The organism is Leisingera sp. CC-HEC093, assembly GCF_059429195.1.
In genome coordinates this window covers 312,130-325,334 of the sequence record NZ_JCAIJR010000001.1, presented here as the reverse complement: position 1 = coordinate 325,334, position 13,205 = coordinate 312,130, and the positions used below count along the sequence as shown (strand labels likewise).

The following is a 13,205-nucleotide window of genomic DNA, read 5'->3' as shown; positions in this document are numbered from 1 at the left end:
GGACACTTAAATGGCGCACGCTAAAAATCACGATTATCATATTCTGCCGCCGTCGATCTGGCCGCTGGCCTCTGCTCTGGGCACTTTCGTCATGCTGGTTGGCGCGGTGTTCTGGATGAAAGGCATCACCGCCTGGCCGTTCTGGATCGGCTTCGTTGCGGTTCTTTACTCGGCCTATGCCTGGTGGGCAGAAGTCGTTGCCGAAAGCAAGGTCGGCGACCACACCCCCGTCGTCCGCATCGGCCTGCGCTATGGCTTCATCCTGTTTGTGATGTCCGAGGTGATGTTCTTCTTCGCCTGGTTCTGGTCGTTCTTCAAACACGCCATGTACCCGATGGAGACTTATGTCGGCACTGAATACGTGGCGCCGGAGATCTATGCCGTCGACCCGTTCCATCTGCCGCTGATCAACACCCTGATCCTGCTGCTGTCCGGCTGCGCCGTGACTTGGGCGCACCACGCGCTGGTGCACAACAACGACCGCAAGGCGCTGATCCAGGGCCTGGCCATCGGTATCGCTCTGGGCGTCGCCTTCACCTTCCTGCAGGGCTATGAATACGCGCACCTGCTGCACGAAGGCTGGCAGTTCGGCGGCGACGAGTTCTACTCCAACTTCTTCATGGCAACCGGCTTTCACGGCTTCCACGTGATCATCGGCACCATCTTCCTGACCGTCTGCCTGATCCGCGCGATGAAGGGCGACTTTACCCCGGAGCAGCACGTCGGTTTCGAGGCGGCCGCCTGGTACTGGCACTTCGTGGACGTTGTCTGGCTGTTCCTGTTCTTCGCCGTCTACATCTGGGGCACTTCCGGCCTGTAACGGGCGGTTTGTAACGGTTACATGTTTGCGGTTCCAAAAACCGCAGACAGACCTTAATGAGCTAGGCGCGCAGGGCATCACGCTCTGCGCGCCTTTGTTATTGAAGCGGAGCGGCCCGGATGCGGCGTGTCATCTTCCTGTTGGTCATCAGTGGCGCGGGCCTGGCCATTTTGATCGGGCTGGGCAGCTGGCAGTTGCAGCGCAAGGCCTGGAAGGAAGGAATCCTGTCCACCATCGAGGAGCGTATCGCGGGCGACGCGGCCGATCACCTGCCGAAGGCGCTGGACAAGGACGCGGACAAATACCGCCCGGTCCGCCTGTCCGGAGAGATCAGTGCAGAGGAATTGCACGTTCTCACCTCGATCAAGGATATAGGCCCCGGCTACCGGGTGATTTCCCCCTTCACGCTGGCGGACGGACGCCGGGTGCTGATCGACCGCGGGTTTATTCCAGTGAAGGCCAAGCAGGCCGTGCGCCTGTCCGGCCCCGCGGATATCGAAGGCAACATCCACTGGCCGCAGGAGACCGACAGCTACACCCCGGCGCCGGACCTTGAAGCGAACATCTGGTACACCCGTGACGCGGGCCGCATGGCGGAACAACTGGGCACTGAGCCTGTGATGATTGTCCTGCGTACTAGCCCGCAAGGGGAGGCAGGCCTGCTGCCGGTACCGGTCGACACGGCCTCTGTTCCGAACAACCACTTGCAATATGCGATCACCTGGTTTTCGCTGGCCTTTATCTGGGCCGCGATGACTATCTACTTCCTGCGGCGCAGCCGCCCCAACCCGAAGAGCTGAAGGCGATGAAATATATCTCGACCCGGGGCCAAGCGCCCGAGCTGACCTTTGAAGATGCGATGCTGACGGGGCTTGCCCGTGACGGCGGACTTTATGTTCCGGCCGAAATCCCGCAGATGTCCCACGATGATATCGCAGCGCTGGCGGGCCTGTCTTATGAAGAAACCGCCTTTCGCGTCATGCGCCCTTTCCTGGGCGACTGTTTCACCGACGAGGAATTCCGCGGCATCATCGCCCGCGCCTACGAGGGTTTCGGCCACGCTGCCCGCGCGCCCTTGAAGCAGCTGGCGCCGAACCATTTCCTGCTGGAGCTGTTCCACGGCCCCACGCTGGCGTTCAAGGATTTCGCCATGCAGCTGATCGGCCAGCTGTTCCAGGCCGCACTGGAGCGCCGCGGCGACCGGGTGACCATTGCGGGGGCCACCTCCGGCGACACTGGTTCTGCCGCAATGGAGGCCTTCCGCGGCCTCAGCAATGTCGACGTCTTCATCCTGTATCCGCATGGCCGCGTTTCCGAGGTGCAGCGCCGCCAGATGACCACGCCGCAGGACGCCAATGTGCATGCGCTGGCGATTGATGGCGATTTCGACGACTGCCAGGCGCGCGTGAAGGATATGTTCAACGACTTCGATTTCCGCGACGGCGTGAAACTGGCGGGCGTCAATTCGATCAACATCGCGCGGGTGCTGGCGCAGGTGGTTTATTATTTCTCCTCCGCCGTGTCGCTGGGCGCGCCGCAGCGCAAGGTGAGCTTTACCGTGCCGACCGGCAACTTCGGCGACATCTTCGCAGGCTTCATCGCCAAGCAGATGGGCCTGCCGATCGACCAGCTGGTGGTCGCCACCAACCAGAACGATATCCTGCACCGCTGCCTGTCGGGGCAGGGTTATTACAAGGGGGAGACCCAGCCCTCGATCTCACCGTCCATGGACATTCAGGTCTCCTCGAACTTCGAGCGCGCCCTGTTCTACGCTTATGGACAGGATAGCAGGGCCATTGCGCAGCTGATGGACGAGCTGAAGGAGGGCGGCTTTGATGTGTCGCAAGGCGCAATGCAGGCGCTGGCGGAGAATTACGTCTCCGGCCGAACCTCCGAGGAGGAAACACTGGCGACCATCAAATCCGAACTGGCGGCCTCAGGCGAGCTGCTTTGCCCGCATGGTGCAGTGGCCGTGAAAGTGGCAAACGAACACCGCAACGGCGATGTGCCGATGATCACGCTAGCCACCGCGCACCCGGCGAAATTCCCCGCGGCGGTGGAAGAGGCCAGCGGCATTCATCCGCCCTTGCCGCCGCGCATGTCCGACCTGTATGAGAGGCCGGAACGGGTGACCCGGATCGCCAACGATCTGGCTGCCCTCGAGGATCATATCAGAAAGAACATCGCGAATTGACAGTTCAGCAGCACACACTCGCCAACGGGTTCCGCATCGTCTCCGAGCATATGCCGGGTCTGGAATCCGCGGCGGTCGGGATCTGGGTCAGCGCCGGCGGCCGCCACGAACGGCTGGAGCAAAACGGCATTGCCCATTTTCTGGAGCATATGGCCTTTAAGGGCACCAAAAGGCGCTCGGCCCTGCAGATCGCAGAGGAGATCGAGGATGTGGGCGGCTACATAAACGCCTACACCTCGCGCGAGGTGACGGCGTATTATGCCCGAGTGCTGAAGGATGACGTGCCGCTGGCGGTGGACGTGATCGGGGATATCCTGCTCAATCCGGTGTTTGACCATCGCGAGATCGAGGTCGAACGCGGGGTGATCCTGCAGGAGATCGGCCAGTCGCTGGACACGCCCGACGACGTGATCTTTGACTGGCTGCAGGAGGAAAGCTATCGCGGTCAGCCGCTGGGCCGCACCATTCTGGGCCCGGAGGAACGTGTCCGCAGCTTCTCCCGCGAGGATCTGCAGGGGTTTGTCGCTGAACATTATGGCCCCGGTCAGATGATCCTGGCGGCAGCGGGCGGTGTGGATCACGATGCGCTGGTCAAACTGGCGGAGCAGCTGTTCGGCCATATGGCGGCCAAGCCGGATTTCACCGCAGAAGGCGCGACCTTCACCGGCGGCGAGGCACGGCAGGTCAAGGATCTGGAGCAAGCGCATTTCGCGCTGGCGTTCGAAGGGCCGGGCTACCGCGATCAGTCGATGTACACCGCGCAAATCTATGCCAGCGCGCTTGGCGGCGGCATGTCTTCGCGTCTGTTCCAGGAGGTGCGCGAAAAGCGCGGCCTGTGCTACACCATCTTCTCGCAGGCGGGCTCTTATGCCGATACAGGCTCGATGACGGTTTATGCCGGCACGTCCGGTGAGCAGCTGGAAGAGCTTGCAGGCATCACCATCGACGAGATGAAACGTGCCGCGGATGATATGAGCGGTGCCGAGGTCGAACGCGCCCGCGCTCAGATGAAGGCCGGGATGCTGATGGGGCTGGAAAGCCCCTCGAACCGTGCCGAACGCCTGGCACGGCTGGTGCAGATCTGGGGCAAGGTGCCGTCGCTGGAGCGCACGGTGGACCGCATCAATGCCGTCACCACCAAGGATGTGCAGGAACTGGCGGAAACCATGGCGGTGACCGCTCCGGCGGCGCTGGCGCTGTATGGCCCGGTCGCGGATGCCCCGGCGCTGGAGAGGCTGCAGGAGAGGCGCGCCGCCTGATGCTGCTCACCCGCCGCAAGGTCCGCATTGAAACCGAGCGCCTGACCCTCAGGCCGCCGGTGCATTCGGATTTTCACGGCTGGGCGGCGCTCAGGCTGCAAAGCCAGCCCTATCTGACCCCGTGGGAGCCAAGCTGGGCGGCGGATCACCTCAGCCGCAAGAGCTTTACCAACCGGGTCTACTGGGCACGCCGTTCAGTTTCCGGCGGCACCGCGCTGCCGCTGTTCCTGGTCCGGCGCACCGATCAGGTTCTGGTGGGGGCGATCACGCTGGACAACATCCGCCGCGGCCCGGCGCAGGCAGGCACGCTGGGCTATTGGACCGGGCTGCCCTTTGCCCGCCATGGCTACATGCGCGAGGCGATCGGCGCGGTGGTGCATCACGCCTTTACCAAGCTGGATCTGTCGCGCGTCGAGGCTGCCTGCCTGCCGGAAAACCAGGCGTCGCGCGGGCTCTTGGAAAAATCCGGCTTCAAGTACGAGGGTGTTGCCCAGTCCTATCTGCAGATCAACGGCCGCTGGCGCACCCATGTGCTTTATGCCTCTCTGCGTCACGACCGCCGTGGCAAGACGCTGGCGGGACAGGCCTAGTAACGCTGCCGCAGCATGGAAAGAACTCCCGCCCGTCGCCGCTGCATTGAAAATGCAGCGCTCCCGTTGGGCCAAGCGCCGTCCCTGCGGCACGGCGCAAACTGGCCCCGCGGTCAGAAAATAGCCAAGCGATCCTGACTTCAGCCGCGCCTGGCCGCAGGCCCGGCGCCACGCCCAACTGCAATGCAGAATGCTGAATTCTGCCAGCGCAGGCGGGAGCGCCGCGCCCTGAATTTTCGGTGAGCAGGGCTGACAACACGGGTTTGCGCCCTAGAACCTGCCTCATGCGCGCGCTTGCCAGCCTCCTATGCCTCATCCTGTGTTCCGGTGCCCTTCAGGCGCAGGAGCGGCGGCAGAGCCATTGCATTGCCCTGGCACAGTCTGCGCCGGGGATGGCGTATCTGCAGCAGGCCAGCTGGCAGGACCCGGTGGCTGAAGACAGCGTGCAGATCCGCTATATCGCCCATGCCTCCTTTCTGCTGCGCACCGGGGGCGGGCTGAATGTGGTCACCGATTTCACCGGCTTCACCGGAGCGGCGCCGATGATCCCCGATGTGGTCACCATGAACCACGCCCATGAGACCCACTGGACCGCCCATCCGGACCCGGCCATCCCGCATGTGCTGCAGGGCTGGGGGCCGTTCGGCGCAGGCGTTGATCATCACCTCGACCTTGGCGAGATGCTGATCCGCAATGTCCCGACCGACATCCGCAACATGTTCGGCGGGTTGGAGGCACGGGGCAATTCGATCTTTGTGTTCGAGGCCGCGGGCCTGTGCATTGGCCACCTGGGGCATCTGCATCACGTGCCGACTCCGGAACAATACGCGGCGCTGGGGCGGCTCGACGTGGTGATGGCGGCGGTGGACGGCGGCATCACCCTGCCGCTCGACCAGATGCTGGAGGTGCTGGGGCGGCTGCGCTCTTCCGTGATCATCCCTATGCACTGGTTCAGCGACCACTCGCTGGAACGTTTCCTGGCCCGGATCGGCCCGGAATTTGACGTGGTGGATCAGGGGGCAAGCGAGCTGACCGTCTCTCTGCGCGGCCTGCCCAGCCGCCCGACCATCCATGTCCTGCGGCCCAAATACCTTTTGGACGACGAGTGAGCTGGCTTGCCAGCCGCAGGGCCTTGCGGCATGGATAAGGCATGACACTGAACCCTGCCGACGCTGCCTTTTCCGCCCGCCTCTCACGCCTGCTGCCTGAAGGCGTGCTGCGTACCGCCGAACCGCGCTATCTGGAAGAGCCGCGCGGCCGGTACCAGGGGCAGGCGGGGCTGCTGGCGCTGCCGCGGAATGTTGAGCAGGTCTCCATTCTGGTCCGCGAAGCCAACCGGGCGCGGGTGCCTGTGGTGCCTTATGGAGGCGGCACCGGCCTGGTCGGCGGCCAGGTGATGCCGGATGGACCGGCGCCGCTGGTGATTTCGCTGGAGCGGATGGCGGCGATCCGGGCGGTTCACGCCCGGGAGAATGTCCTTATCGCGGAAGGTGGCGCCATTCTGGCGGACGTGCAGGCGGCGGCGCAGGCGGCGGGCCGGCTGTTTCCCTTATCGCTGGCAGCGGAAGGGTCCGCGCGGATTGGCGGCAACCTGTCGACCAATGCCGGCGGCGTCAATGTTCTGCGCTACGGCAATGCCCGCGATCTCTGCCTGGGGCTGGAGGCGGTGCTGCCCTCAGGCGAGATCTGGCACGGGCTGTCGCGGCTGAGGAAGGACAACACCGGCTACGACCTCAGGAATCTGCTGATCGGGGCTGAGGGCACGCTGGGCGTGATCACCGCTGCGGCGCTGAAACTATCGCCGGTGCCGGCGTCGCAAGGCACCGCGGTCTTCACCGTGAAGGACCCGCAGGCTGCCATCGGCTTGCTGGCCTTGGCCCGTGATCATGCGGGCGAGGGTGTCAGCGCCTTTGAGCTGATCCACCGGCAGGGGCTGGACTTTCTGGCAGAGACACTGCCGCAGGTCCGCCAGCCCTTTGCTGAAGCGCCGGACTGGTGCGTGCTGATTGAGCTGGGCCTGCCGCGCGGGCTGGAGGCGGAGGACGTGCTGGCAGAGCTGTTTGAAGCCGCCGAGGCTGCAGGGCTGGCAAGCGACGGTGTAATTGCCCAGTCGGACAGCCAGCGGCAGGCGCTGTGGGCCGTGCGTGAGCATATCCCGTTGGCCAACAAAGCCATCGGCTCGGTGTCCAGCCACGACATCTCGGTGCCCATTTCGGAGATACCCGCCTTCATCGAACAGGGCAGGGATATGGTCGCCAGGCTTGGGGATTTCCGCATCAATTGCTTTGGCCATCTGGGCGACGGCAACCTGCACTACAACGTGTTCCCGGCCAAGGGCCGCAAGCGGGAGGAGTATGAGGCCCTGCGCGGTGCGGTCAAAGAGGCGGTGCATGATCTGGTCCACGCCTTCGGCGGCTCCTTCAGCGCCGAGCACGGGGTGGGGCGGATGAAGACCGGCGATCTGGAACGCTACGGCGACCCGGCCAAGCTGGCGGCGATGCGGGCGATCAAGCAGGCGCTGGACCCCAATGGCATTATGAACCCGGGCGCGGTACTCGGCGCAGAGTGATCCGGTTCAGTTTTTTGGGGGCTCCCGCAGCCCCGGCTGCCCGGCGATGCCGGACCGCCTGGCAGCTTTGGGCCCGGCGCCGCGCAGAGGCGCGGCGCGCCCCTTCCGGCCCAGGGGGCCTGAAGGGGCCATGCCCAACGGGAACAGCCTTTCCCAAGAAAGGCGCCTGACCGGCGGGAGACTTCCGGCCCCACACAGGCGGTCAGTGGGAGGTGTTCAGAGGCCCTCGAACTCGCAGAGCACATGCACGTCCATGCCCATGTCCTCCAATAGCTTGCGCCCGCCCAGTTCCGGCAGATCGACGATGAAGGCGCAGGAGACGATCTCGCCACCCAGCCGTTCGATCAGCTTGATGCCGGCGCCCGCGGTGCCGCCGGTTGCCAGCAGGTCGTCGACCACCAGGATCTTCTCGCCCGGCTTGATGGCATCGTCGTGGATCTCTACAATCGCCTCGCCGTATTCCAGTTTGTAGTCCTGGCTGATTGTCGTGCCGGGCAGCTTGCCTTTCTTGCGGATCGGCACGAAGCCGGTGCCCAGCTGATGCGCAATGGCGCCGCCGAGAATGAATCCGCGCGCCTCCAGCCCGACCACCTTGTCGATCTGCTCGCCTGCATAGGGGTGCAGCATCTGGTCGATCGCCATGCGGAACCCGCGCGGGTCGGCAAACAGCGTGGTCACATCGCGGAACATGATCCCTTCGTGCGGGAAGTCGACGATGGTGCGGATGTAATCCTTGACGGCGGGTTTCTTGGGCATCGGCTCGGCTCTCCTGAGCAAAATCGGTGATGGAGGCCTGGCAAATTGCCGGGCCAGCAGCGGTTTGGACGATCCGGTGCCGTGTTGCAAGGAAAAGCGGGAGGCCGCCCATGCCCCCGACCCGGGGTTACCGTGGCAAATCTGTGCTCCATCGCATCAGGGCTTCCAGCGGACCGCGTTTTGCAAAGAGATTCCAGAACCAAACCGCGACCATCGAGAGGGCGCAAAACCCCAGTGAGTAGCCGAAGATCTGCGTGGTGCTGAGAGAGCCGTCCAGTTGCCCCATGGCCTCCAGTGTGCCCATGCCCAGCAGAATATGGGCCGCATAGAGGCTGAGCGCCTGCCGTCCCGGGGCTGCCAGCCATTCCGCCAGACCGGCCTTGTCCAGGGCCGGGGTGATGGCAAGCACCAGCCCGGTGGCCGCCAGCGCGCTGCCAGCTGCGGCCAGGATGTAGAAGGGGCCGGGCGGGATGGCATTGGTGCCAAAAAGCTCAGCCAGCTCGGGGTCGGGGATCAGCATCCCGGGTACTGCCCCCAGTAACGCGGCAGCAGTCCCCCAAAGGATCAGATGCGTCTGAACCCGGCGGCTGGAAAGCTGCAGGCGGCCCGCCCACATGCCGAGGAACAGGAAGGCGGCCCAGGGAAATACCGGGTGCCAGCCGTTGAAGAATGAATGGCGCAGGAAGCCTTCTACAGTCCAAAAATCCGCGTATGCCAGGGTCTCCCAATCCCAGTGTGCCTCGTAATCCAGGGCCAGCAGGCTGATCAGCCCGATGAGCAGAATGCCCGCCGCCGCCCAAATCAGCGCCCGGCTGGAGGCGGTCAGGAACGGCAGCGCTACCAGGAAATAGAGCGCATAGAAATGCAGGATGTCGGCCTCGAAGATTGCCAGGTTCAAAAGCCCGATCACAAACAGGAACACCGCACGGCGGAAGATCGTTGCGCGGTCAGGCCTGCCCAGCGACAGGCCGATGCCTGCCAGCACCACAAACAGCGCCGCAGCCCGCCCCTCCAGAGCATTGGTGAACACGGACGCGGTATCGGTACCCGGTGTGACTTGGGCTGCAATGCGGAAATTCACCAGCACCATGCCGCAAAAGGCGAGGAAGCGGGCAATGTCCAATCCGTGCAAGCGCATGAAAGCCTCATAAAATCAAATGCAAAAAGAACTTGTCCCAATAAGATAAAGGCACTCTGGATGGCAAAGAAAAGGGCGCCCGAAGGGGGCGCCTCAGATAATTTCAGATACGGGCAGTGCCGGTCAGCTCAGCACCCGCCCTGCCACGGCGTCCAGTTTGGCCAGCAGCGCCGGGTCGCGTTTCTCCGGGGCGGTCATGATGGCGTATTCCAGCGCCTTGTCGCAGCCGTGCGGGCAGTCCGCGCGCTCCTGTCCGAGCAGGCCGGGCAGGCGGCGGACCAGCGCGCGGGCGTTGGCAGAGTTTCCCTGCAATGTGGCAATGATATCAGTTATCTCCACTGCGCCGTGCTCCGGATGCCAGCTGTCGTAATCGGTGACCATGGCGATGGAGGCATAGCACAGTTCTGCTTCGCGGGCGAGTTTGGCCTCCGGCATGTTGGTCATGCCGATGACGTCGCAGCCCCAGTGCTCGCGGTACATTTTGCTTTCGGCCATCGAGGAGAACTGCGGTCCCTCCATGCAGAGGTAGGTGCCGCCGCGATGAACCTTGACGCCGGCATCGCGTGCGGCCGCCTCTGCTGCGTCCGAAAGCCGTTCGCAGGTCGGGTGCGCGACGCTCACATGGGCGACGCAGCCGGTGCCAAAGAAGCTTTTTGCGCGCGCGAAAGTCCGGTCAATGAATTGATCCACAACAACAAAATCGCCCGGCGCCAGTTCCTCGCGGAACGACCCGCAGGCGGAGACAGAGAACACATCCGTCACCCCCAGCCGCTTCAGCGCGTCGATGTTGGCGCGGTAGGGGACCTCAGTCGGGGAATGCACATGGCCACGGCCGTGGCGGGGCAGGAAGGCCATCTTGACGCCGTCCAGGCTGCCGGTCAGAATGTGGTCCGACGGCGCCCCCCAAGGGGTCTCAGCCGAAACCCACTGCGCGTCTTCCAGCCCGTCGATCTCGTATATGCCGGACCCGCCGATCACGGCGATCATGGTTTCCTTGGTCACGTCCTGCCCTCCTGTTGCTGCTGGTTCCGGATATGCGCAAGCGGGATGGGATTTGGCAAGAGCGGGAAGAAAAAACCGGGGGTGGCATGCGTGCACCCGCTGTGCACCCCCGTACATCCCTCCTGTGCCCCCCCATGCACTGCACCTGGCGGGTGCCGGGGACGGGTTTTGCCTTCGGCAAGAGTATTTGGGGAAAGATGAAGGGGCGGGCCTATGCGCGCCGGATAATCCCGGTCAGCGCCGCCGCGCCGGGAAGCAAAAAGAGAAACCCGCCAAGCGGCGGGTTTCTTGAGGTTTGCATTTGAGCAAGAATTAGCCCTCGTAGTCGGGCATCCCCTTCAGCTCTTCCTCGGTCATCGAGATATAGACGCGCAGGTCCGAGCCGTCTTCGGCGCGCAGGATGTCGATCTGCGACAGTTCCAGCTCTACCGGCTTTTCGCCCAGGCCAAGGAAACCGCCCACATCGATAATTGCAGCCTTGACCTTGCCGTCGTCGGTCAGCAGCAGTTCCGACACTTCGCCGATCCATTCGTCGTTGGCGTCATAGGCGGCTGCGCCGGTCAGCATTTCGGCGGTGAGGTCGGTCTCTTCCGCGGTCATGTAGCCGTCGCGCTCAATGGCCGCGCGGGGCGGGACGGCGTCGGTGGTTTCGGCATCGGCTTCCATCTCAGCCTCGGCTTCCAGTTCGGCTTCGGCCTCAGCGGCTTCGTCGGCAACTTCTTCAGCCGCTGCTTCAGCTTCGGCTTCCACCTCGGCTCCGGCCTCAGCGGCCTCGTCGGCAACGTTTTCAGCCGCAGCTTCGGCTTCGGACGCCATCTCGCTGGCTTCTTCGGCAACCGCGTCGCCTGTTTCTTCAACGGCGGTTGCGGCGTCAGATGCCATTTCCGCGCCCTGTTCCGCGGTGGTCTCAGCGGTTTCTTCGATGGCGGTGTCAGATGCATAGGCGGGGACGAAGGTCACAGCGGCAAGCGCCGTGGAAAGTAGCAGCTTTTTCATAGCATTCATTCCTCGGTTATTTAGTGGTTTGTGCGCGAGCACTCATCGGATAAACGTCCGCGGCGGGTTTCGGTTCCCCGCCGAATTCGAAATGCGTGTCTTTTTTTGCCTGACCGCCTTTGCCTGACCGCTGTACAGGGCGCCTGGGGAGGCCGCTCTTGCCCCATGAGCGTATTTCCGCTAGGGGCGGGCAGCGAACACTTCTCCTCCCGAGCACAGGTACCTGATATGAGACGCGCAGCCGTGGCTTTGCTGGCCAAGCAGATTTCCCCACCGAACCTCTCTATCATGCAGGACGAGGGCTTTACCGCGGGGCGCGTGCGCATCGAATTGCTGTCGGGCCTGACCGTGGCGCTGGCGCTGGTGCCAGAGGCGGTTGCCTTTGCCTTTGTTGCCGAAGTGCATCCGCTGGTGGGGCTTTATGCGGCCTTTATGGTCGGTCTGATCACTGCGGTGTTCGGCGGCCGGCCTGGGATGATCTCGGGCGCAACCGGAGCGCTGGCGGTGGTGATGGTGGCGCTGGTGGCCGACCATGGAGTTGAATACCTGTTTGCCACGGTGGTGCTGATGGGGATTTTGCAGATCTTTGCCGGGGTCATGCATTGGGGCAAGTTCATCCGCCTGGTGCCGCATCCGGTGATGCTGGGGTTTGTGAACGGTCTGGCGATTGTGATCTTCCTGGCGCAGATGACGCAATTTACGGTTCCGGGGAGCGAAGGCGAGGAATGGCTGAGCGGCGCATCTTTGTACATGATGCTGGGGCTGGTGGCGCTGACCATGGTGATCATCTGGGGAATGCCGAAGATCACATCTGTGATCCCGGCACCGCTGGCAGGCATTGGCATTGTGGCGGTGCTGGTGATCGCGATGGGGCTGGACGTGCCGCGGGTGGGCGACATGGCCTCAATCGAGGGCGGTTTCCCGGCCTTCCACAACCCTTTTGGCACCGGTGAGGGGCTGTACCCCCCGCATATGCTGGCGCCGTTCACGCTGGAGACGCTGTGGATCATCCTGCCTTATGCGGTCATTCTGGCGGCGATTGGTTTGATCGAGAGCCTGCTGACGCTGAACCTGGTGGGCGAGATCACCGGCAAGCGCGGCGGTGCCAGCCAGGAGTGCATTGCGCAGGGCGCGTCGAACGTGGTGACCGGTTTCTTTGGCGGTATGGGCGGCTGCGCAATGATCGGCCAGTCGATGATCAACGTGAAGTCCGGCGGCCGGACGCGGATTGCGGGCATTGCCGCGGCGCTGTTCCTCTTGCTGTTCATCGTGGTGGCTTCGCCGCTGATCGAGCAGATCCCGCTGGCAGCACTGGTTGGCGTGATGTTCATGGTGGTGATCGGCACCTTTGCCTGGAACAGCCTGAAGATCATGACCAAGGTGCCGCTGATGGACGCCTTTGTGATCGTGCTGGTGACGGTGGTGACGGTGATGACCGACTTGGCGATTGCGGTGGTTGTGGGCGTCATCGTCTCAGCCCTGGCCTATGCCTGGAACAACGCGCGCCGCATCCACGCCTATACCCGCGAGTCCGCTTCCGACAAGGGGGCCAAGGTCTATGAGATCGAGGGGCCGCTGTTCTTTGGCTCCACCGACGGGTTCATCGAGCTGTTTGATGTGGCGGGCGACCCGGACCATGTGATTGTGGACTTTGCCCGCAGCCGGGTAGTGGATCAGTCGGCGCTGCAGGCGATTGAGGCGCTGGCTGGCAAGTATGAGGCTGAGGGCAAGGCCGTGGTGCTGCGCCACCTGAGCCGCGACTGCCACCAGTTGCTGACCAAGGCGGGCCATTTGATGGTCGATAGCGATGACGACCCGGAATACGAGGTTGCGGTGGATTACTCGGTCAAGACCGGGATCCTCGGCGGCCATTGAGCGGCT

12 protein-coding genes are annotated in these 13,205 nt (G+C 63.6%); 8 read left to right on the top strand and 4 right to left on the bottom strand.

Annotation, left to right across the window (positions count from 1 at the left end; genetic code table 11):
• Nucleotides 1–10: 10 nt before the first annotated feature.
• The 7 genes from AC5STB_RS01620 (at nucleotide 11) to AC5STB_RS01590 (ending at nucleotide 7,432) form a co-directional block, all read left to right on the top strand.
• Nucleotides 11–820, top strand: coding sequence for a cytochrome c oxidase subunit 3 (locus AC5STB_RS01620; protein ID WP_495441232.1), 810 nt, complete (start codon nucleotides 11–13; stop codon nucleotides 818–820).
• Between the two features lie 119 nt (nucleotides 821–939).
• Complete coding sequence (locus AC5STB_RS01615) at nucleotides 940–1,620, top strand: SURF1 family protein (protein ID WP_495441231.1); 681 nt, start codon at nucleotides 940–942, stop codon at nucleotides 1,618–1,620.
• Nucleotides 1,621–1,625: 5 nt separating this feature from the next.
• Entirely contained in the window at nucleotides 1,626–3,014 is a 1,389-nt protein-coding gene (gene thrC / locus AC5STB_RS01610) for a threonine synthase (RefSeq protein ID WP_495441230.1), read from the top strand.
• On the top strand, nucleotides 3,011–4,273 hold the full coding sequence (locus AC5STB_RS01605) for a M16 family metallopeptidase (protein ID WP_495441229.1): 1,263 nt from the start codon (nucleotides 3,011–3,013) through the stop codon (nucleotides 4,271–4,273). The genes thrC and AC5STB_RS01605 overlap by 4 nt, the downstream gene beginning before the upstream one ends.
• Entirely contained in the window at nucleotides 4,273–4,863 is a 591-nt protein-coding gene (locus AC5STB_RS01600; RefSeq protein ID WP_495441228.1) for a GNAT family N-acetyltransferase, read from the top strand. The genes AC5STB_RS01605 and AC5STB_RS01600 overlap by 1 nt, the downstream gene beginning before the upstream one ends.
• A 284-nt stretch (nucleotides 4,864–5,147) precedes the next feature.
• Nucleotides 5,148–5,972: an MBL fold metallo-hydrolase gene (locus AC5STB_RS01595; RefSeq protein WP_495441227.1), complete on the top strand. Its 825-nt coding sequence runs from the start codon at nucleotides 5,148–5,150 to the stop codon at nucleotides 5,970–5,972.
• 41 nt (nucleotides 5,973–6,013) lie between these two features.
• Nucleotides 6,014–7,432: an FAD-binding oxidoreductase gene (locus AC5STB_RS01590; protein WP_495441226.1), complete on the top strand. Its 1,419-nt coding sequence runs from the start codon at nucleotides 6,014–6,016 to the stop codon at nucleotides 7,430–7,432.
• 216 nt (nucleotides 7,433–7,648) lie between these two features.
• Here AC5STB_RS01590 and AC5STB_RS01585 read toward each other — a convergent pair whose 3' ends face one another.
• The 4 genes from AC5STB_RS01585 to AC5STB_RS01570 form a co-directional block, all read right to left on the bottom strand.
• A complete protein-coding gene (locus tag AC5STB_RS01585; RefSeq protein WP_495441225.1) occupies nucleotides 7,649–8,188 on the bottom strand; it encodes an adenine phosphoribosyltransferase in 540 nt (179 codons plus the stop codon).
• A gap of 127 nt (nucleotides 8,189–8,315) precedes the next feature.
• The gene (locus AC5STB_RS01580) at nucleotides 8,316–9,326 is read right to left on the bottom strand and encodes a DUF418 domain-containing protein (RefSeq protein WP_495441224.1); all 1,011 of its coding nucleotides are present in this window, start codon (nucleotides 9,324–9,326) and stop codon (nucleotides 8,316–8,318) included.
• Nucleotides 9,327–9,449: 123 nt separating this feature from the next.
• Nucleotides 9,450–10,313 (bottom strand): S-methyl-5'-thioadenosine phosphorylase, encoded by an 864-nt coding sequence (locus AC5STB_RS01575; RefSeq protein WP_495444549.1) that lies wholly within the window; start codon nucleotides 10,311–10,313, stop codon nucleotides 9,450–9,452.
• Between the two features lie 327 nt (nucleotides 10,314–10,640).
• Nucleotides 10,641–11,324 carry a PRC-barrel domain-containing protein gene (locus AC5STB_RS01570; protein WP_495441223.1) on the bottom strand — a complete coding sequence of 228 codons (684 nt, stop codon included), beginning with the start codon at nucleotides 11,322–11,324 and terminating at the stop codon, nucleotides 10,641–10,643.
• Between the two features lie 228 nt (nucleotides 11,325–11,552).
• On the opposite strand from AC5STB_RS01570, the gene AC5STB_RS01565 reads away from it, so the two are divergent.
• The gene (locus AC5STB_RS01565) at nucleotides 11,553–13,199 is read left to right on the top strand and encodes a SulP family inorganic anion transporter (protein WP_495441222.1); all 1,647 of its coding nucleotides are present in this window, start codon (nucleotides 11,553–11,555) and stop codon (nucleotides 13,197–13,199) included.
• Nucleotides 13,200–13,205 lie beyond the last annotated feature (6 nt).

Bases quoted from the DNA above. Each gene is read 5' to 3' on its own strand.
- AC5STB_RS01590 (WP_495441226.1), top strand. From the start codon at position 6,014: ATGACACTGAACCCTGCCGACGCTGCCTTTTCCGCCCGCCTCTCACGC.
- AC5STB_RS01620 (WP_495441232.1), top strand. From the start codon at position 11: ATGGCGCACGCTAAAAATCACGATTATCATATTCTGCCGCCGTCGATC.
- AC5STB_RS01570 (WP_495441223.1), bottom strand. From the start codon at position 11,324: ATGAAAAAGCTGCTACTTTCCACGGCGCTTGCCGCTGTGACCTTCGTC.
- thrC (WP_495441230.1), top strand. From the start codon at position 1,626: ATGAAATATATCTCGACCCGGGGCCAAGCGCCCGAGCTGACCTTTGAA.
- AC5STB_RS01575 (WP_495444549.1), bottom strand. From the start codon at position 10,313: ATGATCGCCGTGATCGGCGGGTCCGGCATATACGAGATCGACGGGCTG.
- AC5STB_RS01600 (WP_495441228.1), top strand. From the start codon at position 4,273: ATGCTGCTCACCCGCCGCAAGGTCCGCATTGAAACCGAGCGCCTGACC.
- AC5STB_RS01585 (WP_495441225.1), bottom strand. From the start codon at position 8,188: ATGCCCAAGAAACCCGCCGTCAAGGATTACATCCGCACCATCGTCGAC.
- AC5STB_RS01595 (WP_495441227.1), top strand. From the start codon at position 5,148: ATGCGCGCGCTTGCCAGCCTCCTATGCCTCATCCTGTGTTCCGGTGCC.
- AC5STB_RS01565 (WP_495441222.1), top strand. From the start codon at position 11,553: ATGAGACGCGCAGCCGTGGCTTTGCTGGCCAAGCAGATTTCCCCACCG.
- AC5STB_RS01615 (WP_495441231.1), top strand. From the start codon at position 940: ATGCGGCGTGTCATCTTCCTGTTGGTCATCAGTGGCGCGGGCCTGGCC.
- AC5STB_RS01580 (WP_495441224.1), bottom strand. From the start codon at position 9,326: ATGCGCTTGCACGGATTGGACATTGCCCGCTTCCTCGCCTTTTGCGGC.